Below are 19,485 nucleotides of genomic sequence, written 5' to 3'. Positions count from 1 at the left end.
TGGACGCACGAGGCGCGTGGAACGGGTGAGGGCGGGCGAAAACGTGGGGTGGGTCATTTTCCGGGGCCGCGTCTGGCGCGAACCGGTGGGATACGGGGGGCTCGGGGCGGCCCGCGTGGTCCATCCCGCGTTGACCTGTCCTGAGTTGGGTGGTTGGCCCCGGACGGCCCCTGTGCTACACGCCCTCCATGCGCACCTTCGTGAATCTTCCCCTCAGCTGGGTCGCCCGCGACCCCGCGTGGCTCGACCGTTTCGTGGCCGATGGGCTGGCCCCGGAACTGGGCATCGACACCTTCGCCGTGCAGGAGCTGGCCCCGGACTGGCACCGCGACACCGCGCGCCGCCTGTCCGAAGCCGGACTGCCCTGCGCGGTGCACCTGCCGTTCTTCGACCTGCATCCCGGCAGCTTCAATGACAGTGTTCTGGCCGCCAGCCGCGACACCCTGTTTCGCGCGGCGGAACTGGCCGCATTGTACGGGCCGCGCCACATGGTGGGGCACGCCGCCTTCGACCACAGCCAGCACGACGGGGCCGTTGCCCAGTGGCTGGAGCGGGCTTGCGGCACGTGGACGGCTGTGCTGGCCGCGTGCGACGCGCCCGTGCGCATCGAGAACACCCACGAACGCGACCCCGAACCGGTGGCCGCGCTGGTCGATGCCCTGGCCCTCCATTTCGGCGCCCGCGCGGGCATCTGCTTCGACGCCGGGCACTGGCACAGCTTCGCGCGCGGCGTGCAGCGGCGCGACCTGCGGCGCTGGCTGGACGCCTTCGCCCCGCGCCTGGCCCACCTGCACCTGCACGACAACGACGGCAGCGACGACCAGCACCTGGGCCTGGGCACCGGGTCCATCCCGCTGGACGACCTGTTCGGCGGACTGCTCGCGCGCGGGCTGCACCCCACGGCCACCCTGGAGCCGCACGACGAGGCGTCCTTTGCCGTGTCCCGCGCCTGGCTGGCCGCGCGGAAACAGTACGCGGACGTGCTGACGCCCCCCAACGCGCCTGCCGACGCCCCAACTGCGTGAGGTCGCGTGAGGCGGCGGCGCACCCCTTTCCGGCCCGCACCTCTTTTTCCAAGGCCAACGCGCCGCCCGGCACATGCCGGACGGCGCGTTCTGCGTTGCGGGTTTCATTGACGGATAAGGTGCGGATGCGCGCGGCCTACAGCCCGTCGGCGTAGTTCACGGGCAGCCAGGCGTAGCCTCCCTTTCCTCCGTCCCTGGCCCGCACCCGGCCCAGACCGGGGAAGGGCAGGTGCGACCCGGCCACCCAGCAGCCTTCGGCGGCCACCTGGGGCAGCAGGCGCAGGCGGGTGGCCACGGCGGCCTTCTGGTCCACGTCGAAGTCGATGGACACTTCCGGCCGGGCGAACTGCACCGGCGTGCTGTGGATGATGTCCGCCCAGAACAGCAGCACCGTGCCGCCCGAGGTCACGCGGAAGCCGCAGTGCCCCGGCGTGTGACCGGGCAGGTCCACCGAGGTCACCAGCGGCAGATCGGGCAGGGGCGCGGCCCCCGGCGCGAAGGTGTGCAGCCGCCCGGCGTCCCTGTACGGGGCCAGCGCCTTGCGCAGGGCCAGCAGCCCGGCCTTGCGGCCTTCCGGCGCGGCGGCCAGGGTGGCGTCGCTGGTCCAGTAGTCCAGTTCCGGCGCGCTCACGTGCACGCTGGCGTTGGGGAAGACCCGCGCCCCCGCCGCGTCCACCAGGCCCAGGGCGTGGTCCGGGTGCAGGTGCGAAAGCAGCACGTGGTCGATGCCGCCGGGCGCGTATCCGGCCGCGCGCAGGTTGCCGGGCAGATACCCGCCCCGCGCGCCGAAGAAGCTGCCCGCGCCGGTGTCCATGAGCACCCGGCGCGTTCCCGCGTCCAGCAGGAAGCAGTTCACGTTGCTGGTGGCGGGCTGCCCGGCGGGGATGCCCGCGTCCTCCAGCAGCGCGTCGATGTCCTTGCGGTCCGCGCCGTGCAGGATGGCCGGATCGAGTTTGCCGTGGGCGTCGAACAGGGCGAACACCGTCACGCCGCCCACGGGCAGGCGGAAGAAGCCGGGCGCCTGCGTGTTGTGGGGCGTGGGCGGCGCTGCGGGCGCGCCGCCCCCCGTGCCTGTGGCCGGGCTGGCGGCATTGGCCGTGGCGGCGGTCATGGTGGTCAAGGTTGCCAGGGGGACGAGGGCCAGCAACGATTGCACGAAACGTCTGCGGTCAAGCATGCAAGCCTCCGGGATGGTTGGGGGCGACGGATGACGGGGACGCCGGATGACGGGTGCGGGCAACGGGGATGCAGGCAGGGGGGCGGAACGGCAGGGGGGGATATCGGGTACCCGTTGTTCCAAGATAGCACGTGGCGGCGCACAGGCAAGCGGGTATCGGCAGGACACCGGCCGATACCGCGCCGAATGATGCCGGATGGGGCGGGACGGGGCCGGATGGCGCGGTCCTCCGCTCGTTCCCGGCCAAGCGCCTACTCCCGGCCCGCGCCGCCGATGCCCAGCCGCCGCAGGATCTTTTGCAGCGACACCCGCTCCAGCCCCGAGATGCGCGCCGCCTCCGAGATGTTGCCCTCGGTGCGTTCCAGCAGCCGTTCCACGTAGCGCCGGGTGAAATCGTCCACCACGTGGGCCTTGGCGTCCTTGTACGGGGTCAGGGGCGGCTCGGCTGCGGGCGCGGCGCAGTCGGCGGGGCCGTCCACCAGCCGCAGGTGGGCCATTTCCACCGTGTCGCCGGGGCAGAACACCGCCAGCCGCCGCACGAAGTTCTGCAATTCCCGCACGTTGCCCGGCCATTCCCGGCCGCACAGGCAGGCCATGGCCTCGGGCGAAAGGCGCTTGGGGGCTATCTGCATCTCGCGGCAGGTCTGGGCCAGAAAGTGGTCGGCCAGCAGGGGGATGTCGTCGGCGCGGTCGCGCAGGGGCGGGGTGTGGATGGTCAGCACGTTGAGCCGGTAGAACAGGTCTTCCCGGAATTCCCCGCTCCTGATGCGCGCCTCCAGCGCCCGGTTGGTGGAGGCGATGATGCGCACGTCCACCTTCACCATGCCGCTGGAGCCCACGGGGCGTATCTCGTGTTCCTGCAACACCCGCAACAGCTTGGTCTGGATGCCGGGCGAGATGTCGCCGATTTCGTCGAGCACGATGGTGCCCCCGGCGGCGGACATGAACAGCCCCTTGCGCGAGCGCTCCGCCCCGGTGAAGGCCCCCTTCACGTGGCCGAACAGCTCGCTTTCCAGCAACTGGTCCGGGATGGCCGGGCAGTGCACGCTGACGATGGGGCGCTGCGCCCGGCCGGACAGCCCGTGGATGGACGCGGCCACCAGTTCCTTGCCGGTGCCCGATTCGCCCCGCACCAACACCGTGTAGTCCGATGCGGCCACCGCCGCGATGGTCTCCTTCAGCCTGCGCATGGCCGGGGTTTCGCCGATCAGCGTCCGTTCCAGCCCCGTGCGCGACATTTCCTCGCGCAGGCGGCGGTTTTCGCGCAGCAGGCGGCAGCGCTCCAGCCCCTTGCTCACGGCGCGGTACAGGTCCTCGCGCCGCACCGGCTTGGTCAGGAAGTCGTAGGCCCCGTTCTTGAGCGCGGTCACCGCCGTCTCGATGGTGCCGTGCGCGGTGAGCAGGATGACGCTGGGCGCGGCGTCCTGGGTCTGGGCGTGGGCCATCAGCTCCAGCCCGTCCATGTCGGGCATGCGCAGGTCGGTCAGCAGCACGGCCGGGTCGCTGCGGCCCAGCAGGTCCAGCCCGGCCCGGCCATTGGTGGCCACCAAGACCTCCGCATCCGGGAAGCCCGCGCGCAGTTGGCGGGCCAGGCCGTTGGCGAAGTCCGCCTCGTCGTCCACCACCAGGATGGTCTCGTGGGGCGTGGTCATGCGTCGTGCTCCGTGGGCGCGGCCGGGTGGTCCCGGTCCGCCGCAGGCAGGTGAAGGGTGAACACCGCCCCGCGCGCCAGTTCGGCCGGGAAGCCGGAAGCGTGGGGGCCGGACCCGCCGGGACCGGAGGATTCGGCGGACCCGGTGGATTCGGCGGACTCCGCAAATTCCGCGAAAAGGGCGGCCAGGTCCACGCGGCAGGCCAGACCGCCCTGGGCGGCGGGGGCGAGGTCCGCCGGGGTCAGGTTGCGCGCCTCGATGCGCCCGCCCATGTCGCGCATGATGCCGAAGACCACGGCCAGCCCCAGCCCGGTGCCGCGCCCGGCGGCCTTGGTGGTGAAGAACGGGTCGAACAGCCGGGGCAGGTGTTCTTCCGGGATGCCGGGGCCGTTGTCGATGACCTGCACCACCACCTCGTCCTGCCCGTGCGGGTCGGGAAGGCGGCGGGCGGACAGCACCACCACCCCGCGCCGCAGGGGGCGGGGGAATGCGGGCGAAGCGCCGGGGTCCGCGTCCGGGCCATCACCGGTCTCCGCGTCGTCCCCGTTCGCGCCGTCGCGCATGGCCGGGGCGTCGGTTTCCACGGCGTCCAGCGCGTTGAGCAGCAGGTTGGTGAGAATCTGCTCCAGTCCGCTGCGGTCGGCCAGCACCGGGGGCAGCGGGGCGCATCCGTTGCCGCCGCCCGCCGTCCCGCCGGGCGTATCGGGCGTATCGGGCAGATCGGGCAGGTCGGGCACGATGCGCGCCCGCGCGGCCCGCGCCCTGGGACGGAACACGTCGGCCAGGCCGGAAAGCACCTCGGCCACGTCGCAGGGGCCGCGTTCGGCCTGCTTGGGCCGGGCGAAGTCCAGCAGATCGCGCACCACCTTCCGGGCCTGCTCGGTGTGGCGCATGATCACGTCGATGTCCGCCTGGGCCTGCCCGTCGGGCGCGGTGGCGCGCAACAGGTCGGCGTAGCAGTGGATGACCCCCAGCGGGTTGTTGATCTCGTGGGCCAGCCCGGCGGCCAGCTTGCCCACGGCCACCAGCTTTTCGTGCTGCTGCACCCGTTCCAGCATGCGGCGCTCGTCGGTGGTTTCGCGCAGGTAGGCCACGGTGCGCCCGCCGCGTTCCAGCCGCCCGCCCAGCGGGTAGGCGTTCACCGCGAAGGACCGCCCGTCGCGCAGGGTCACCGCCCGCGACACCGGGCCGTCGCCCATGCGCGCGGCGATGTCCGCGGCGTCCAGCAGTTCGTCGAGGCCCGGCCCCCCCTTTCCGCCGGTCCCGTCGCTCCTGTGGTCGCCGGTCCCTTCCAGCGACCGGGTCAGCGACCGGGTGAGCCGAAGGGCCGAACTGTTGGCCAGCACCACCCGGCCGTCGCCGCCCAGCAGCAGCAGCGGGTCGGAAATGCCCTCGAAGATGGAGTCCAGCAGGGCGTTCTGGCGCAGCAGGTTGTCCAGCGCGTCCAGGTTGTCCATGGCGATGCCCAGCTGGCGTCCCACGGCCTGGGCCAGGTCGGCGGTGCCGGGGCCGCTGGCGTGGTCCGCGTCCCAGTACAGGCACAACAGGCCCCGCGTGGTGTCGCTGGTCTGCACCGGGATGAACCACGCGCGCGGGGTCAGGCGCGGCGCGCCCTCGGCCGCAAGGTCGTGCCAGTCGGGGGGCAGTTCCGGCCGCACGGCGCGGTCCGGCCAGGAATGGAAGTCGCTGGCCGAGAGCACGCAGGCGTAGGCCGCCCGGTCCGCCCCGAAGCGCCGCGCGACCAGCGCCAGCGAGGCGGCCAGCAGTTCGCCCTTGCCGCTGCTGCGGTTCAGGCGGTCCAGCAGGCCCACGAACAACTCGACGTCGGTGCGCCGGGCCGTGGCCTCGGTGGCGAGGTCCACGGTGCGCTCGTGGACCATGCCTTCCAGATTGGCGGCGTAGTCGCGCAGCTTGGCCCGCGCCTCGCTGAGATGCCGGGCCAGCGATTCCATGTCGCCCAGCAGGTCGTCGATGCCCACGTCCGGGTGGCCGCGCCGGGGCATGGTCATGTCCGCCTCGTCCGGGAAGTGGCGGCGCATCACCCCGCCCATGCGGCGCAGGTTGTGCACCACCAGCCGGTTGAAGAACACGTGAATCACCGCGAACAGCACCAGCGCCCCGCCCGCGAACAGCACCCCGAACGACACCACCGCCTCGGTCATGCCGCTGACGGCCTGGTCCATGGGCAGGGCCACCATGGTCATGCCCGCGAGGTCGCCGGTCTTGCGCCAGAAGCCGCGCTCCGCCCCGTACATGGACAGCAGCACGGGCGGGGCCTGTTCAGGGTCGCCGTGGCAACGCAGGCACGAGGTTTCGAAGCGCACCGGCTTGGCCGTGATGAACAGCCGTTCCCCGTCCTCTTCGCTGACGTCCTCCACGCGGGTCAGTTCCGGGTCGTCGCGGAACCGGGCGATGATGCCGCGCTCGAACTCCGAGGCCTCGTAGGCGGGGTTGCGCGCGCCCACGGCCACCCGGCGGTAGGTGAAGCGGTCGTGGGCCAGGTTGTTGTCGTTCATCACCGCGCGGGTGACGAACGAGGTGGACATGGCCTCGATGACGAAGGTGTCGTCGGGCATGGCGCGGTACATGGCCGGGCGCAGGGTGTTGCGCACGTAGCTCTGCACCGCCTCGGCCTGCGAAAGGATGAGCGCCGCGCGGTCGCGGGCTTCGTTTTCCACCAGCCGTTCCAGGTGCATGAACAGCGACAGGGCGAAGAACCCGCCCAGGCAGGCGAGGATGAGCAAAAGGCCCAGCAGGAAGCGGGCCTGGAGCGAATGGGGCGTGAGTCGAAACACGGGGCTCCTTGCGCGGGCGCGTCAACAATGAAGGGGCGGGTCCGGCCGCGCGCCCGGCGCGGCATGGCCGTTGTCTAGCACAGGCGGGACAAAGGGCAACCCGCGCGCCGCAAGCTGCGTTGCACCGGCTGCGGGTGCTGCCGCGAGTTAGCAGGCAGGCCGGGGAAGGCGCGGCGCAACACCGCGCAATGCTTGAATCCTGACCTTTACGGCCCGGATGGCCCGCGTCTTGCTCTCGGGGCGGGCGTATCCGGCGCGCGGCGGCCGTGGCGGCGGGCATGGCCCGGCGGCGCAAAGGGGCGCCGCCATGGAGCCTGCCCGCGGTCTCCCCCGGCAGGGGGCGGCAACGGCGCCGCGCACGGATGCGGGAAAGACGCGGGAAAGACGAGAGAAAGGGAAAGGGATGATGCCCCGGCGGCGCGGATCGCGGCCGCCGGGGCATCGTCCGGAAGTCACGCAACCCCCGAGGAGATGCAACGCAATGGAAGACAAGGGGCTTTTCGGCAAGATCCTGGCCATCGTGCCCGGGCTCGCGGTGATGATCGGCACGCTGTACGTGCTGCGCGTGTACGTTGAACCGTGGATGAAGGACGCGGTGGTGTTCGGCAGGAAGGGCTGGCTGGTGCAGGTGCTGAGCCTGAACTACATCCTGCTGTCCATCCTTACCGGCATGTTCTACCGCAACATCCTGTTCGGCGGAAAGATTCCGGCATGGGCCGAGGAAGGCTTCCGCACCACGCGCCTGTTCATCAAGACCGGCGTCATCATGCTGGGCTCGCTGTACACCTTCGACAAGCTGCTGAAGGTGGGCGGCATCGCCATCACGCTCATCGTGGCCTTCGTGTTCGGCACGGCCATCTTCATCCTGTGGCTGGGCAAGCGCCTTGACGCCGACCGCTCGGTCACCGCCACCATGGCCGCCGCTTGCGGCGTGTGCGGCGTTTCCGCCGCCGTGGCCACCGCGCCCGGCGTGCGCGCGAAGCCGGTGGACCTGGCCCTGTCCATCGCCACCATTCTCGGCTTCGGCATCATGACCATGTTCGTCAGCCCGTTCGTCGGCAAGATGCTGGCCCTGTCCGACTACCAGTTCGGCGCGTGGGTGGGCACGGGCATCCTGAACTCCGGCCAGGTGCTGGCCACCTGCCTTGCCTTCAACCCCAACTTCGCCCCCGGCACCGCCGTGGCCTACGGCGAAATCTGGAACGTGGTGCGGGTCATCTGCATTCCGTTCGTGGTGTTCTTCATCACCGCCTGGTACTGGAAGGGCGAGGCCGACGCAGAACACGTCAGCCTCGGTTCCATCCTCGCCTCCAAGTTCCCCATCTTCGTGCTGGGCTTCGTGGGCATGACCGCGCTGTCCTCGCTGCACATCCTCGGCGCTGAAGGCTCCGAGACGCTGCACCTGATGCGCGACGTCATGGCCTGGGTATTCGGCGTGGGCCTGGTGGGCCTTGGCGCGTACATCGACGTGCGCGAGATCAGGGCCGCGGGCGGCAAGCCGCTGCGCATCGGCCTCATCGCGGGCGCCACCAAGTACGTTCTCGCCCTGATCATCATCCTGGCCTTCATTCCGAAGGAAGGCGCCTTCTAGGCCGCCGGCACGAGGAGCACGCACATGTCCGACAAGAAGAAGTCCCTTACCGTATTCAGGAGCGACCGCCACGAGGACGTGGCCGCCATCATCGCCTCGGCCCTCATCGTGGTGGTGGTGCTGACCTACATGGCCTTCATCGTGCCCTCGGTGGGCATCAAGGCCCCGCAGGACGGCAAGCTGGTGGAGATCTTCGTGGCCGAAGGCGCCGAGGTGAAGAAGGGCGACCCGCTCTATTCGCTGGAAGTGGTCAAGAAGAAGTGGGTCAACAACGTGATGGAAGAGAAGGTCGCGGTCGAGAGCTTCACCGCCAAGGCCAACGGCAAGGTGCTGAAGGTTTCCGGCAAGCCCGGCGACGCCGTGAAGAAGGGCAAGCAGGCCATTGTGGTCATGGAGCACGAGAAGGGCACCCTGCCTTAGGGGGGCGCTATGGGCCTTTTGCCCTCTGCCTGCGTCAGAAAGATTTTTTATTCCGGTCGAATACGATAAGAGTATACTCCCTTCATAAAAAATCTCTCTTCCTTGGCAGAGAACAAAAATCCGCATAGCGCAATATCCCAAGATCGCAGGCAATGAGGGCGGCAGGATGATCCTTCCGCCCGGCCGAACCATCACACAAGCCAGACATCCGGCGGGCGGCCATGCGCCGCCCGCCATACGCCTACGGAGAACATGCCCCCATGACGCCTCCCGTGACGCCCCCCATGAAGCTGCTGCTCGCCCTCGACGACGGCCCCGGCGCACGCCGCGCCGTGGACGAGGCCATCCGCATCGCCCGCGAGAAGGGCGCCACCCTGGACGCCCTGTTCGTCATCGACGCCACGTGGGACGTGTTCACCGGGCACGACTGGCTGTCCGGCTGCAATTCGCGCATCGGCTTTCTGGAATACATGCAGGGGCTGGAGGAAAAGGCGGCGGCGGAAAGCGCGCGCGCCTTCCTGGAACTCCGGGGCGACATGCCCGGCGAACTGCTGACCGCGCCCGGCGACGTGGTGGACGTGATCCGCGAGCAGGCCGCCAAGGGCTACGACCTGCTGGTGCTGTCCAACCCGTTTACGCGCGGGCTTGAGGTGATGCGCGACGCCGTGGCCCGGCTGACCCGCGACGCCCCCTGCGACGTGCTGCTGGTGCGGGCCGACACGAAATAGTCCGGTATCGCACGGGAATTTTTCCGCCCGGCCGCCCCTGCCTGCCGCACCCACGTGCCGGGCGGCCGCTGCGGTTGCCCACGGGCCTGCCGCCGCCGGAGACCGCTCCGGCGGCGGCATTGCGTTTGCGGCCGGGGCCCGCCCGTGGAACGGCAAGGGCGGCCCGGCCGGTTCTCATGCCTGCGTGATGCCCGCGGTGCAGTGCGGGCAGCGGGTGGCGCGCACATCGATCTTGCTGAAGCAGAACGGGCAGTCCTGCTGCTTGGGCGCGGCAGGGCCTTCCAGGCGCGTGCGCAGGGTGTTCACGCCGCGCACCAGCAGGAACACGGCAAAGGCCACGATGAGAAAGCTGACCACCGTGTTGGCGAACACGCCCGCGTTCAGCGTCACCGCGCCCGCATGCTTGGCGGCGGCCAGGCTGGCGTACGGGCCGGGAGTGGCCCCGTCGCGCAGGGTGACGAACAGGTCAGAGAAGTCCACGCCGCCCAGCACCAGGCCGATGGGCGGCATGATCACGTCGTCCACCAGCGACTTGACGATGGTGCCGAACGAGGCGCCCAGAATGACGCCCACGGCCATGTCCAGCGCGTTGCCCTTGACCGCGAATTCCTTGAATGCCTTCAGCATGGGTACCTCCTGCTGTACCGGGAATATGTATGGTATGCACCCTTCGGCGCGCGGCGGCAACCCGTGGATATCGAGAGCGGTCCCCCCGGGCCGCGGTAGGGCCGGTGGGGCGGCATGGGGGCGTGGACAGCGGCGATGGGGCATCGCCAGCGGTGCGGGCTGGCCGCGCAAGGCCGGGAAACGCCAGCGGGGGCCGTCGCGGAGGGCGTTGCGCCCGCGTGACGGCGGAAACGGGAAATCTGCCGTGGCGCTCTTGACGGATGAAGCGATGCAAGGGTAGGGCAGTGCGCCCGGTTCGAAACGAGTGGGCGGCCCGCCCCCCGTCCCGTGCCCGGCGCGAGCGGGTACGGCAGGTCCGGAGCGCGTGCGCCGCATGCGGCTGGAACGGTGTATGCAACCCTGCGGGCGGTTGCTCCGGACGCCGTCAGGACGGGCCGCGAATCCGGCGCCGGGTTTTCCGTGACGAAGTGATGCCAAAAATGACAATGCGCGGCGTGCGGCCTGAATTTTGCCGCAACATCGCATGGTTGCCATAACCGGGAGCATTTGACAGCCTTCCGGATTCCGTGGCATCAAAAAGTGTTGGTCGATGGTGGCATTCCTGCCCGACGCGCTGCATTGCCGTGCGTGCGCGGGGTGGTCGCCGTTGCGGCAATGTCTTTACAATATTGTTCACTCGTTTCGTCAACATTTCGGAGGATCGAGCATGCGTAAAGGATGGTTCAAGGTCCTTGTTGCGGGTCTTGCCGTGGCCGTCATGGCCTGCCCGGCGTTTGCGGCGGATACCATCAAGTTCGGCGTGGCCGGCGCCCACAGCGGCGACCTGGCCTCCTACGGGCTGCCCAGCGCCAACGCCGCCAAGCTGGTGGCCAAGATGGTCAACGCCAAGGGCGGCGTGCTCGGCAAGCAGGTGGAAGTCATTCCCCAGGACGACCAGTGCAAGCCCGAACTGGCCACCAACGCGGCCACCAAGCTGGTGTCCGACGGCGCCGTCGTGGTGCTGGGCCACATCTGCTCCGGCGCCACCAAGGCCGCGCTGCCCATCTACAAGGAAGCCAACATCGTGCTGATGTCGCCCTCGGCCACCAACCCGGCCCTGACCCAGAGCGGCGACTACCCCAACTTCTTCCGCACCATCGCCTCCGACGACCAGCAGGCCAGGCTGGGCGTGGACTTCACCATCGACAAGCTGGGCAAGAAGAAGATCGCCGTGTTGCATGACAAGGGCGACTACGGCAAGGGCTACGCCGAATACGCCAAGCAGTTCATCGAAGAGGGCGGCAAGGGCACCGTGGTGCTCTTCGAAGGCGTGACCCCCGGCGCGGTGGACTACTCCGCCGTGGTGCAGAAGATCCGCAACTCCGGCGCCGAAGCCGTGATGTTCGGCGGCTACCATCCCGAAGCCTCGAAGATCGTGCAGCAGCTGCGCAAGAAGCGCATGGACCTGCCCTTCGTGTCCGACGACGGCGTGAAGGACGACACCTTCATCAAGGTCGCGGGCAAGGACGCCGAAGGCGTGTACGCCTCCAGCTCCAGGGACGTGAGCTCGCTGCCCCTGTACAAGGAAGCCATCGAGGCCCACGTGAAGGAATTCGGCGCCGAGCCCGGCGCGTTCTACAAGGAAGCCTACGCCGCCTCGCTGGCCCTGCTGAACGCCATCGAAAAGGCCGGTTCCACCGATTCCGCCAAGATCATGAATGCCCTGCGCACCGAATTCGTCGAGACCTCGGTGGGCAAGATCAAGTTCGACAAGCGCGGCGATGCCGAGGGCGTCGGCTTCTCCATGTACCAGGTGAAGAACGGCAAGTACGTGGAACTCAAGTAGTTCACGGAAAGCATCCGATATGACAGGGGGGCGGGCCGCAGGCCCGTCCCCCGAGTTTTGACGACGGCGCGGCCAGGTCCCGCGCATGCACGGGAAGGCACCAATGGATTGGCAGTATTTCTGGGAACTCTTCTTCGGCGGGCTGACGCGCGGCTCCATCTACGCGCTCATCGCGCTCGGCTACACCATGGTGTACGGCATCATCGAGCTGATCAACTTCGCCCACGGCGAGGTGTACATGCTGGGCGCGTTCACGGCGCTGATCGTGGCCGGTGCGCTCGGCATCTACGGCTTTCCGGCCCTGGCCATCCTGATCATCGCCGCGGTGGTGGCGGTCATCTACTGTGCCGCCTACGGCCTGACGCTCGAAAAGATCGCCTACAAGCCGCTGCGCGACGCGCAACGCCTCTCGCCGCTCATCTCGGCCATCGGGATGTCCATCTTTCTCCAGAACTACGTCATCCTGGCCCAGACCTCGGACTTCATGCCGTTTCCCAACCTGGTGCCGCAGCCCGAATTTCTCGAACCCATCGCGCACATCATGGGCGCCAGCGAAGTGCTGATCATCGTCACCTCGGCCGTGGCCATGGCCGCGCTGACGCTGTTCATCAAGTACACCCGCATGGGCAAGGCCATGCGCGCCACGGCCCAGAACCGCAAGATGGCCATGCTGCTCGGCATCGACGCCGACAAGGTAATCTCGCTCACCTTCGTCATCGGCTCGTCGCTGGCGGCCGTGGGCGGCGTGCTCATCGCCTCGCACGTGGGGCAGGTGAACTTCGCCATCGGGTTCATCGCGGGCATCAAGGCGTTCACCGCCGCGGTGCTCGGCGGCATCGGCTCCATTCCGGGCGCCATGCTGGGCGGCCTTGTGCTCGGCTGGTGCGAAAGTTTCGCCACCGGGTACATTTCGAGCGACTACGAGGATGCGCTGGCCTTCGCGCTGCTTGTGCTCATCCTCATCTTCCGGCCTTCGGGCATCCTGGGCAAGGCCAAGACGCAGAAAGTCTAGCGGCGCCGCCACAAGGTGCCTTTTGTCCTCTGTCTTCGTCAGAACGCCTTTTTATTCCGGTCGAGTACGATAAGAGTACGCGCTGCGGTCGCCATCCGTAAGGCTCGCAAACTCGCCTAACGGCTGCCGCACTCCCTGCATAAAAAGTCGCTCTTCCTTGACAGAGAACAAAAATCCCGCTTGTGACGGCACCGCCAAGCTTGCGGTAACTCGCAGGCCACGGGCCGCCCCGCCGGATGCCGGAACACGCGGGACATAACGACGCATTCCGAGGAAAGTCTTCATGCAAGGTCTCAAGAAATCCATACTGGTCAGCCTGTGGTTCATGTTCCTGACCTTTCCGCTCATGGTCATCAGGATCGACAGCCTGAACGGGACCATCGACTGGCGGTGGGAGAACATGCTGGGCATGGGCGCGGGCTCGTTCGTGCTGTCCTTCGTGTGGCGGTTCATGATGGCCCGCAAGGAGGCCGGGCGCGCCGCGGCCGCCGGGGGCGTCATGTCCGCGCGCGGCGCGTGGTTCGAACGCCTGCGTAGCGACCCCAAGGCCGCCGTGCCCGCCCTGGCCGTGATCCTGGCCGTGTTCCTGGTCCTGCCGTGGCTGGTCTCCACCTACCAGACCAACATCATGATCTCCGCCCTGCTCTACGTCATGCTGGGCCTTGGCCTGAACATCGTGGTGGGCCTTTCCGGCCAGCTGGTGCTGGGCTACGTGGCCTTCTACGCCGTGGGGGCCTATTCCTACGCCATCCTGAACAGCAACTTCGGCCTGGGATTCTGGTCGGTGCTGCCCATCGGCGGGGCCATGGCCGCGCTGTTCGGCATCCTGCTGGGCTTTCCGGTGCTGCGCCTGCGCGGCGACTACCTGGCCATCGTCACCCTGGGCTTCGGCGAAATCATCCGCCTGGTGCTGGAAAACTGGAGCGACTTCTCGCAGGGGCCCAGCGGCATCGCCAACATCGACCGGCCCGGCCTGTTCGGCACGCAGCTTTCGGTCAGCGACGCCACCACCTACATCTACTATCTCATCCTGGCGGCGGTCATCGTGACCATCGTCGCGGTGACGCGCCTGAAGAACTCGCGCATCGGCCGCGCGTGGCAGGCCCTGCGCGAGGATGAAATCGCCTGCCAGGCCATGGGCATCGACATCACCACCACCAAGCTCACCGCGTTCGCGCTGGGCGCGTGCTGGGCGGGCTTCGCGGGGGTCATCTTCGCGGCCAAGACCACCTTCATCAACCCGGCCAGCTTCACCTTCCTGGAGTCGGCCATGGTGCTCGCCATGGTGGTGCTGGGGGGCATGGGCTCGGTCATCGGGGTTTCGGTGGGCGCGCTGGTGCTCATCCTGCTGCCCGAATACCTGCGCGCCTTCTCGGAGTACCGCATGCTCATCTTCGGCGCGACCATGGTTCTGATGATGGTCTTCCGCCCGCAGGGCCTCGTTTCGCCGGGGCGCACCAAGTACAACGTGCCCGACGCCGAAGGCGCCGGCGCCGCAGCGGCGCGCCCCGCCGCCGGAGGCAACGCCTGATGTCCGCAACCACCGGCAACGCCGCCACGCCCGTCAACTCCGCCAGTGGGACCGCCGCCGTGCTCGACGTCCGTTCCATTTCCATGAACTTCGGGGGCCTGCGCGCCCTGAACGAGGTGGACCTGCAGGTGCGCCTGGGCGAGATCGTGGCGCTCATCGGCCCCAACGGGGCGGGCAAGACCACCTTCTTCAACTGCATCACCGGCATCTACGTGCCCACCGAGGGCACGGTGCACGTGACCCCGCGCGACGGCCGCACCGTCACCGTCAACGGCCTGAAGGCCAGCCAGGTCACCGAACTCGGCATGTCGCGCACGTTCCAGAACATCCGGCTGTTCCCCACCATGAGCGTGCTGGAAAACGTGATGATCGGCCGCCACTGTCGGACCAGGGCGGGCATTCTAGGCGCGCTGCTGCGCGATTCCCGGACGCGCGCCGAGGAACAGCGCATCGTCGAGGAAAGCTACGCGCTGCTCAAAAGCGTGAACCTGCACCAGCACTACAAGGACCAGGCGCGCAACCTGCCCTACGGCGCCCAGCGCAGGCTGGAGATTGCCCGCGCGCTGGCCACCGACCCCTTCCTGCTCTGCCTCGACGAGCCCGCCGCAGGCATGAACCCGCAGGAAACCCACGAACTCAAGGAACTCGTCATCGAGATCCGCGAGCGCCACCAGCTTTCCGTGCTGCTCATCGAGCACGACATGAGCATGGTCATGTCGCTGTCGGACCGCATCTACGTCATGGAATACGGTTCGAAGATCGCCGAGGGCACCCCGGAGGAAGTGAGCAAGAACCCCAGGGTCATCAAGGCATATCTGGGCGAGGAATCCCATGCTTGAGCTGCGTAACGTCAACGCCTTCTACGGCAACATCCAGGCCCTGCGCGACATCAATCTGACCATCGGCCAGGGCGAGATCGTCACCCTCATCGGCGCCAACGGCGCGGGCAAGACCACCACGCTGATGACCGTGTGCGGCGCGGTGCCCCCGCGCAGCGGCGAGGTGCTCTTTGAGGGCAGGCCCATCCACGCCATGAAGCCCAACGAGATCGTGCGGCTGGGCATCAGCCAGGTGCCGGAAGGGCGGCTGATCTTCCCCGACCTGACGGTGCAGGAAAACCTGGACCTCGGCGCGTTCCTGCGCAACGACAAGGACGGCATCGCCCGCGACCTGGACTACATCTTCGGGCTGTTCCCCATCCTGGCCCAGCGCCGCAAGCAGGCCGGGGGCACCCTTTCCGGCGGCGAGCAGCAGATGCTGGCCATCTCGCGCGCCATCATGGGGCGGCCGCGCCTGCTGCTGCTGGACGAACCCTCGCTGGGCCTCGCGCCCATCATCATCCAGCAGATCTTCGACATCATCCGCAAGATCAACGCCGACGGCACCACGGTGTTCCTGGTGGAGCAGAACGCCAACCAGGCCCTGAAGATCGCCCATCGCGCCTACGTCATGGAAACCGGGCGCATCACCCTGGAAGACACGGCGGCCAACCTGCTGGTGAACGAGGACGTGAAAAAGGCCTACCTCGGCATGTAGCCGGGGCGGCCGGAAGATTCGGCCTCGTGCGCGGGGCGTTTGCATTGCCTGGCGTGGGCGGTCCTTTCCGAAAGGGGAGGGCCGCTCTTTTTTCGTGCGCCGCGTGCGGTCGCGGCTACGCGGGCAACGGGCCGGGGAGAAGCGCTGCCAGAGGACCGGCTGCCCCCGCCACCCCCGCCACGTGAACCAGTTCCGCCGGGGTCAGCGGACGGCGCAGGGTGGCGGAAAGCTCGCGCACCGCCTCGACGATGGCGGGCAGCGCAGGGGGCGGCGGCAGGATGGACAATTCGGCCAGGGCGGCGGCCACGGCGGCCGCGCCGCTCTTGCGGCCCACGCCCAACCGGCGGCTGCCGCCCACCAGGTCCGGCGGAAACGGCTCGAACAGGCTGGGGTCGCGCCGCACGCCGTGGGCATGCAGCCCGCTTTCCACGGCGAAGATGTCGCGCCCGGCCACGGGCCAGTGGCGCGGCACGGACAGGGACGCGGCCTGGGCCACGTGGCCGCACAGGCCGGGCAGGGGAGAAAGGTCGAACCGGGCCCGGCCGCGCACCACCAGGGCGGCGGCCAGTTCTTCCAGCCGGGCCACCCCGGCCCGCTCGCCAAGGCCCAGTATGGACACGTCGGCGCAATCCGCCCCGCACTCCAGGGCGGTGAGCGCGTTGGCCGTGGCCATGCCGCAGTCGTTGTGGAAATGGGCGCCGATGGACACCCGGCGCGCGCGCGGGGCCGTGCCGCCGTGGCAGGCCGCGTCCAGCGCGGCGCGCAGCCCGCGCACCACCTCCGCCACCTCCAGCGGGGTGAACAGCCCCACCGTGTCGCTCAGGCGCACCCGGTGCGCCCCGTGCGCGGCGGCATGGCGCGCCACGGCGGACACGAAGTCGCGGTCCGCGCGCGAGGCGTCCTCCATGCCCACGGTCACGTGGTCGATGCCCAGGGCGCGCGCCTCGGCCAGGGTGGCTGCCAGCAGGTCGAGCAGGGCGGGCCTGCCCACGCCCAGCCGCCGGGCCAGATGCGCGTCGGAAACGGGCACGCCCACGCACACTCGCCGCGCCCCGCAGGCCGCGGCGGCGCGCAGGTCTTCCGGGCGGCAACGGCACCATGCGGCGGCGGCAAGGCCGGGGGCCACGCGGGCCGCCAGGGCCAGCATGTCCCCGAGGTCCTCGCGCCCGGCCCAGCCCACCTCGGCCTCCGGCACGCCCACGGCCGCAAGGCCGCGCAGGATGCGCTCCCGGTCCGCCATGGACAGGTAGGTGCCGAAGGACTGTTCCCCTTCGCGCAGGGTGGTGTCGAGCAGCATGGGGCCTCCGTGTAGATAGGCGGAGCCGCCCCGCCCGCGCGGGTCGCGGCGGAGAAAGGGGGCGGGGCGGACCTCCGCGTGAACCGGTGCGCCTCCCTCATTGCATTGTCGGTGCCAATCCTGTGCGATCCTGTGCCAATCCGGGGCCAACCCGCACCGGCGAGGGGGCCGGCACGGGTTTTTCCTTCGGCGTGCCGGTCGTTTCGCCCTGTATCGTGCTGCCCCCCCGCCCGGCTGTCCATGGACCGCGCCCCGGCCATCCCGCGTCATGTCGCGGACCACGTATTTGTCGCATGCGACAAAATGGTCGCTGCATGCGTGTAGCGTCCCGTGCGCGAAGCCCTGGTCCTCCACCCTGAAAACCGCTGTCATGCCGGATTGTTGGCGCAAATGGCCCGCACTGGCACGGGGTTTGCCCTATGCGTGTCGTTGCATGGGCACGCCAGTCACGGCGAACGCACCCCGGCCAATCCAACACCCCGGCCGGGCGTGAATCTTCAGGAGGATATCATGAGAAAGGTGGCCATCTACGGCAAGGGCGGCATCGGCAAGTCCACGACCACGCAGAACACCGTCGCGGGTCTCGCGGAAGCCCTGGGCCGCAAGGTCATGGTCGTGGGCTGCGACCCCAAGGCCGACTCCACCCGCCTGCTGCTGGGCGGCCTGGCCCAGAAGTCGGTGCTCGACACCCTGCGGGACGAGGGCGAGGACGTGGAACTCGATGATATCCGCAAGCAGGGCTACTCCACCACCCTCTGCGTGGAATCGGGCGGTCCCGAACCGGGCGTGGGCTGTGCGGGGCGCGGCATCATCACCTCCATCAATATGCTGGAATCCCTCGGCGCGTACGAGGAAGACCAGAAGCTGGACTACGTGTTCTACGACGTGCTCGGCGACGTGGTGTGCGGCGGCTTCGCCATGCCCATCCGCGACGGCAAGGCCGAGGAAATCTACATCGTGTGTTCCGGCGAGATGATGGCCATGTACGCGGCCAACAACATCTGCAAGGGCATCATGAAGTACGCCGAATCGGGCGCGGTGCGCCTTGGCGGCCTCATCTGCAACTCGCGCAACGTGGACAACGAAAAGGAAATGATCGAGGAACTGGCCCGCAAGATCGGCACCCAGATGATCTACTTCGTCCCGCGCGACAACCAGGTGCAGCGCGCCGAAATCCACCGCCAGACCGTCATCGAGTTCTCCCCCGAACACGGGCAGGCCCAGCACTACCGCAACCTGGCGAAAGCCATCGACGAGAACAAGATGTTCGTGGTGCCGAAGCCCCTCCAGATCGCGGAACTGGAAAAGCTGCTGATGGATTACGGCCTGTTCGAAGCCTAGGCCGGTTCCGAACTGTTCTTCCGCCCGTCGGCTGCGTCAAACATCGTCTGGCATTCCGGTCGAATACGATAAGAGTATGCTCCCTCCATGCCAGACTCGTTTTCCTTGCCGACGAACGGAATTCCTCGTTCGGAAACAGCGCCTGATGAGAACCCAACAGACGACTGCCACCAAATCTGAAGGAGAACGGCGATGATGATCATGGTTCGTGCCATCGTGAGACCCGAAAAATCCGACGACGTGCTGGCCGCCCTCATGGCCGCCGGTTTCCCGGCCGTGACCAAGATGTCCGTGGCCGGGCGCGGCAAGCAGCGCGGCATCAAGATCGGCGAGATCACCTACGACGAGATTCCCAAGACCCTGCTGATCAGCGTGGTGAAGGCCGGCGAGAAGCAGTTCGTCATCGACACCATCATGCACGCGGCCCGCACCGGCGCCAAGGGCGCCTTCGGCGACGGCAAGATCTTCGTCACCCCGGTGGAAGAGGTCTACACCATCAGCTCCGGCGTGAAGGAACCCGATGTCGAGGAGGCCGCCGCATGAAGGAGATCATGGCCGTAGTGCGCCTGAACAAGATGAACCAGACCAAGAAGGCGCTGACCGAGGCGGGCGTGAACGGCTTCTACGCCCACGAGGCCTTCGGCCGGGGCAAGGGGCTGGTCAGCAGCGACCTGCTGGAAGGCGCCAGGGAAGGGTTCGAAGAGGCCGTGGAACTGCTCGGCGAAAAGGGCAGGCTGTATTCCAAGCGCGTGGTCACCGTGGTGGTGCCCGACGACCAGGTCGGCGATGTGGTCGAGGCCCTCATCAAGGCAAACCAGACGGGCAAGCCCGGCGACGGCAAGATCTTCGTCACCGCCGTTCCGGAAGCCCACCGTGTGAGAACCGCCGAGCACGGCGATAAAGCCATACTCTAGCGGTCAGGAGAGGA

At 68.4% G+C, this 19,485-nt stretch carries 18 protein-coding genes; 12 read left to right on the top strand and 6 right to left on the bottom strand.

The features are described 5' to 3' along the window. Window positions 1-200: 200 nt before the first annotated feature. A complete protein-coding gene (locus ACR4XJ_RS02305; protein WP_434753684.1) occupies window positions 201-1,025 on the top strand; it encodes a sugar phosphate isomerase/epimerase family protein in 825 nt (274 codons plus the stop codon). Between the two features lie 136 nt (window positions 1,026-1,161). On the opposite strand, the gene ACR4XJ_RS02300 is transcribed toward ACR4XJ_RS02305, so the two are convergent. From ACR4XJ_RS02300 to ACR4XJ_RS02290, 3 genes are all read right to left on the bottom strand, one after another. Then, window positions 1,162-2,202, bottom strand: coding sequence for an MBL fold metallo-hydrolase (locus tag ACR4XJ_RS02300; protein ID WP_434753683.1), 1,041 nt, complete (start codon window positions 2,200-2,202; stop codon window positions 1,162-1,164). 251 nt (window positions 2,203-2,453) lie between these two features. Next, complete coding sequence (locus ACR4XJ_RS02295) at window positions 2,454-3,854, bottom strand: sigma-54-dependent transcriptional regulator (protein WP_434753682.1); 1,401 nt, start codon at window positions 3,852-3,854, stop codon at window positions 2,454-2,456. Continuing rightward, window positions 3,851-6,649 (bottom strand): c-type heme family protein, encoded by a 2,799-nt coding sequence (locus ACR4XJ_RS02290; RefSeq protein WP_434753681.1) that lies wholly within the window; start codon window positions 6,647-6,649, stop codon window positions 3,851-3,853. Before ACR4XJ_RS02290 ends, ACR4XJ_RS02295 begins: the two co-directional genes overlap by 4 nt. Before the next feature lie 481 nt (window positions 6,650-7,130). Here ACR4XJ_RS02290 and ACR4XJ_RS02285 point away from each other — a divergent pair, with 481 nt between their 5' ends. The 3 genes from ACR4XJ_RS02285 to ACR4XJ_RS02275 all read left to right on the top strand — a co-directional run bounded on the left by ACR4XJ_RS02285 (window position 7,131) and on the right by ACR4XJ_RS02275 (window position 9,388). Further along, a complete protein-coding gene (locus ACR4XJ_RS02285; protein ID WP_434753680.1) occupies window positions 7,131-8,240 on the top strand; it encodes a YeiH family protein in 1,110 nt (369 codons plus the stop codon). A gap of 24 nt (window positions 8,241-8,264) precedes the next feature. Beyond that, the gene (locus ACR4XJ_RS02280) at window positions 8,265-8,660 is read left to right on the top strand and encodes a biotin/lipoyl-binding protein (RefSeq protein ID WP_434753679.1); all 396 of its coding nucleotides are present in this window, start codon (window positions 8,265-8,267) and stop codon (window positions 8,658-8,660) included. A gap of 260 nt (window positions 8,661-8,920) precedes the next feature. Further along, on the top strand, window positions 8,921-9,388 hold the full coding sequence (locus tag ACR4XJ_RS02275) for a universal stress protein (protein WP_434753678.1): 468 nt from the start codon (window positions 8,921-8,923) through the stop codon (window positions 9,386-9,388). A 174-nt stretch (window positions 9,389-9,562) separates the two neighbouring features. Here the strand turns inward: ACR4XJ_RS02275 and mscL are convergent, their stop codons facing one another. Continuing rightward, entirely contained in the window at window positions 9,563-10,015 is a 453-nt protein-coding gene (gene mscL / locus ACR4XJ_RS02270; protein ID WP_434753677.1) for a large conductance mechanosensitive channel protein MscL, read from the bottom strand. Window positions 10,016-10,721: 706 nt separating this feature from the next. Between mscL and ACR4XJ_RS02265 the strand changes: the two genes are divergently transcribed. The 5 genes from ACR4XJ_RS02265 to ACR4XJ_RS02245 all read left to right on the top strand — a co-directional run bounded on the left by ACR4XJ_RS02265 (window position 10,722) and on the right by ACR4XJ_RS02245 (window position 15,919). Then, a complete protein-coding gene (locus ACR4XJ_RS02265; RefSeq protein ID WP_434753676.1) occupies window positions 10,722-11,840 on the top strand; it encodes a branched-chain amino acid ABC transporter substrate-binding protein in 1,119 nt (372 codons plus the stop codon). A gap of 103 nt (window positions 11,841-11,943) precedes the next feature. Then, window positions 11,944-12,852, top strand: a complete 909-nt coding sequence (locus ACR4XJ_RS02260) for a branched-chain amino acid ABC transporter permease (RefSeq protein WP_333506807.1) — start codon at window positions 11,944-11,946, stop codon at window positions 12,850-12,852. A gap of 283 nt (window positions 12,853-13,135) precedes the next feature. Further along, window positions 13,136-14,383: an ABC transporter permease subunit gene (locus tag ACR4XJ_RS02255; protein ID WP_434753675.1), complete on the top strand. Its 1,248-nt coding sequence runs from the start codon at window positions 13,136-13,138 to the stop codon at window positions 14,381-14,383. Further along, window positions 14,383-15,222: an ABC transporter ATP-binding protein gene (locus tag ACR4XJ_RS02250; RefSeq protein WP_434753674.1), complete on the top strand. Its 840-nt coding sequence runs from the start codon at window positions 14,383-14,385 to the stop codon at window positions 15,220-15,222. Before ACR4XJ_RS02255 ends, ACR4XJ_RS02250 begins: the two co-directional genes overlap by 1 nt. Further along, the gene (locus tag ACR4XJ_RS02245; RefSeq protein ID WP_434753673.1) at window positions 15,215-15,919 is read left to right on the top strand and encodes an ABC transporter ATP-binding protein; all 705 of its coding nucleotides are present in this window, start codon (window positions 15,215-15,217) and stop codon (window positions 15,917-15,919) included. The genes ACR4XJ_RS02250 and ACR4XJ_RS02245 overlap by 8 nt, the downstream gene beginning before the upstream one ends. 115 nt (window positions 15,920-16,034) lie before the next feature. Here the strand turns inward: ACR4XJ_RS02245 and ACR4XJ_RS02240 are convergent, their stop codons facing one another. Next, window positions 16,035-17,216: a homocitrate synthase/isopropylmalate synthase family protein gene (locus ACR4XJ_RS02240; protein ID WP_434753672.1), complete on the bottom strand. Its 1,182-nt coding sequence runs from the start codon at window positions 17,214-17,216 to the stop codon at window positions 16,035-16,037. A 510-nt stretch (window positions 17,217-17,726) separates the two neighbouring features. On the opposite strand from ACR4XJ_RS02240, the gene nifH reads away from it, so the two are divergent. After that, window positions 17,727-18,557, top strand: a complete 831-nt coding sequence (nifH, locus tag ACR4XJ_RS02235; protein WP_434753671.1) for a nitrogenase iron protein — start codon at window positions 17,727-17,729, stop codon at window positions 18,555-18,557. Here nifH and ACR4XJ_RS02230 read toward each other — a convergent pair. Further along, window positions 18,554-18,760: a hypothetical protein gene (locus ACR4XJ_RS02230; protein WP_434753670.1), complete on the bottom strand. Its 207-nt coding sequence runs from the start codon at window positions 18,758-18,760 to the stop codon at window positions 18,554-18,556. The two genes, nifH and ACR4XJ_RS02230, sit on opposite strands and share 4 nt — an antisense overlap. Here ACR4XJ_RS02230 and ACR4XJ_RS02225 point away from each other — a divergent pair. Together ACR4XJ_RS02225 and ACR4XJ_RS02220 are read left to right on the top strand one after the other, a co-directional pair. Further along, window positions 18,750-19,100, top strand: coding sequence for a P-II family nitrogen regulator (locus ACR4XJ_RS02225; RefSeq protein ID WP_333506800.1), 351 nt, complete (start codon window positions 18,750-18,752; stop codon window positions 19,098-19,100). The two genes, ACR4XJ_RS02230 and ACR4XJ_RS02225, sit on opposite strands and share 11 nt — an antisense overlap. Further along, the gene (locus ACR4XJ_RS02220) at window positions 19,097-19,471 is read left to right on the top strand and encodes a P-II family nitrogen regulator (protein ID WP_434753669.1); all 375 of its coding nucleotides are present in this window, start codon (window positions 19,097-19,099) and stop codon (window positions 19,469-19,471) included. Before ACR4XJ_RS02225 ends, ACR4XJ_RS02220 begins: the two co-directional genes overlap by 4 nt. The last annotated feature ends 14 nt before the right edge of the window (window positions 19,472-19,485 follow it).

The sequence above is a fragment of the Nitratidesulfovibrio sp. D1 genome, from assembly GCF_051133415.1.
In the GTDB taxonomy this organism is placed as follows: Bacteria; Desulfobacterota; Desulfovibrionia; order Desulfovibrionales; family Desulfovibrionaceae; genus Cupidesulfovibrio.
The sequence above is the reverse complement of the archived record's forward strand: the minus strand, read 5'-3'. Positions and strand labels throughout refer to the sequence as shown.

Coding starts and splice junctions, on each gene's coding strand:
- ACR4XJ_RS02300 (WP_434753683.1), bottom strand. CDS start 2,202: ATGCTTGACCGCAGACGTTTCGTGCAATCGTTGCTGGCCCTCGTCCCC.
- ACR4XJ_RS02295 (WP_434753682.1), bottom strand. CDS start 3,854: ATGACCACGCCCCACGAGACCATCCTGGTGGTGGACGACGAGGCGGAC.
- ACR4XJ_RS02285 (WP_434753680.1), top strand. CDS start 7,131: ATGGAAGACAAGGGGCTTTTCGGCAAGATCCTGGCCATCGTGCCCGGG.
- ACR4XJ_RS02280 (WP_434753679.1), top strand. CDS start 8,265: ATGTCCGACAAGAAGAAGTCCCTTACCGTATTCAGGAGCGACCGCCAC.
- ACR4XJ_RS02275 (WP_434753678.1), top strand. CDS start 8,921: ATGACGCCTCCCGTGACGCCCCCCATGAAGCTGCTGCTCGCCCTCGAC.
- mscL (WP_434753677.1), bottom strand. CDS start 10,015: ATGCTGAAGGCATTCAAGGAATTCGCGGTCAAGGGCAACGCGCTGGAC.
- ACR4XJ_RS02265 (WP_434753676.1), top strand. CDS start 10,722: ATGCGTAAAGGATGGTTCAAGGTCCTTGTTGCGGGTCTTGCCGTGGCC.
- ACR4XJ_RS02260 (WP_333506807.1), top strand. CDS start 11,944: ATGGATTGGCAGTATTTCTGGGAACTCTTCTTCGGCGGGCTGACGCGC.
- ACR4XJ_RS02255 (WP_434753675.1), top strand. CDS start 13,136: ATGCAAGGTCTCAAGAAATCCATACTGGTCAGCCTGTGGTTCATGTTC.
- ACR4XJ_RS02250 (WP_434753674.1), top strand. CDS start 14,383: ATGTCCGCAACCACCGGCAACGCCGCCACGCCCGTCAACTCCGCCAGT.
- ACR4XJ_RS02245 (WP_434753673.1), top strand. CDS start 15,215: ATGCTTGAGCTGCGTAACGTCAACGCCTTCTACGGCAACATCCAGGCC.
- ACR4XJ_RS02240 (WP_434753672.1), bottom strand. CDS start 17,216: ATGCTGCTCGACACCACCCTGCGCGAAGGGGAACAGTCCTTCGGCACC.
- nifH (WP_434753671.1), top strand. CDS start 17,727: ATGAGAAAGGTGGCCATCTACGGCAAGGGCGGCATCGGCAAGTCCACG.
- ACR4XJ_RS02225 (WP_333506800.1), top strand. CDS start 18,750: ATGATGATCATGGTTCGTGCCATCGTGAGACCCGAAAAATCCGACGAC.
- ACR4XJ_RS02230 (WP_434753670.1), bottom strand. CDS start 18,760: ATGATCATCATCGCCGTTCTCCTTCAGATTTGGTGGCAGTCGTCTGTT.
- ACR4XJ_RS02220 (WP_434753669.1), top strand. CDS start 19,097: ATGAAGGAGATCATGGCCGTAGTGCGCCTGAACAAGATGAACCAGACC.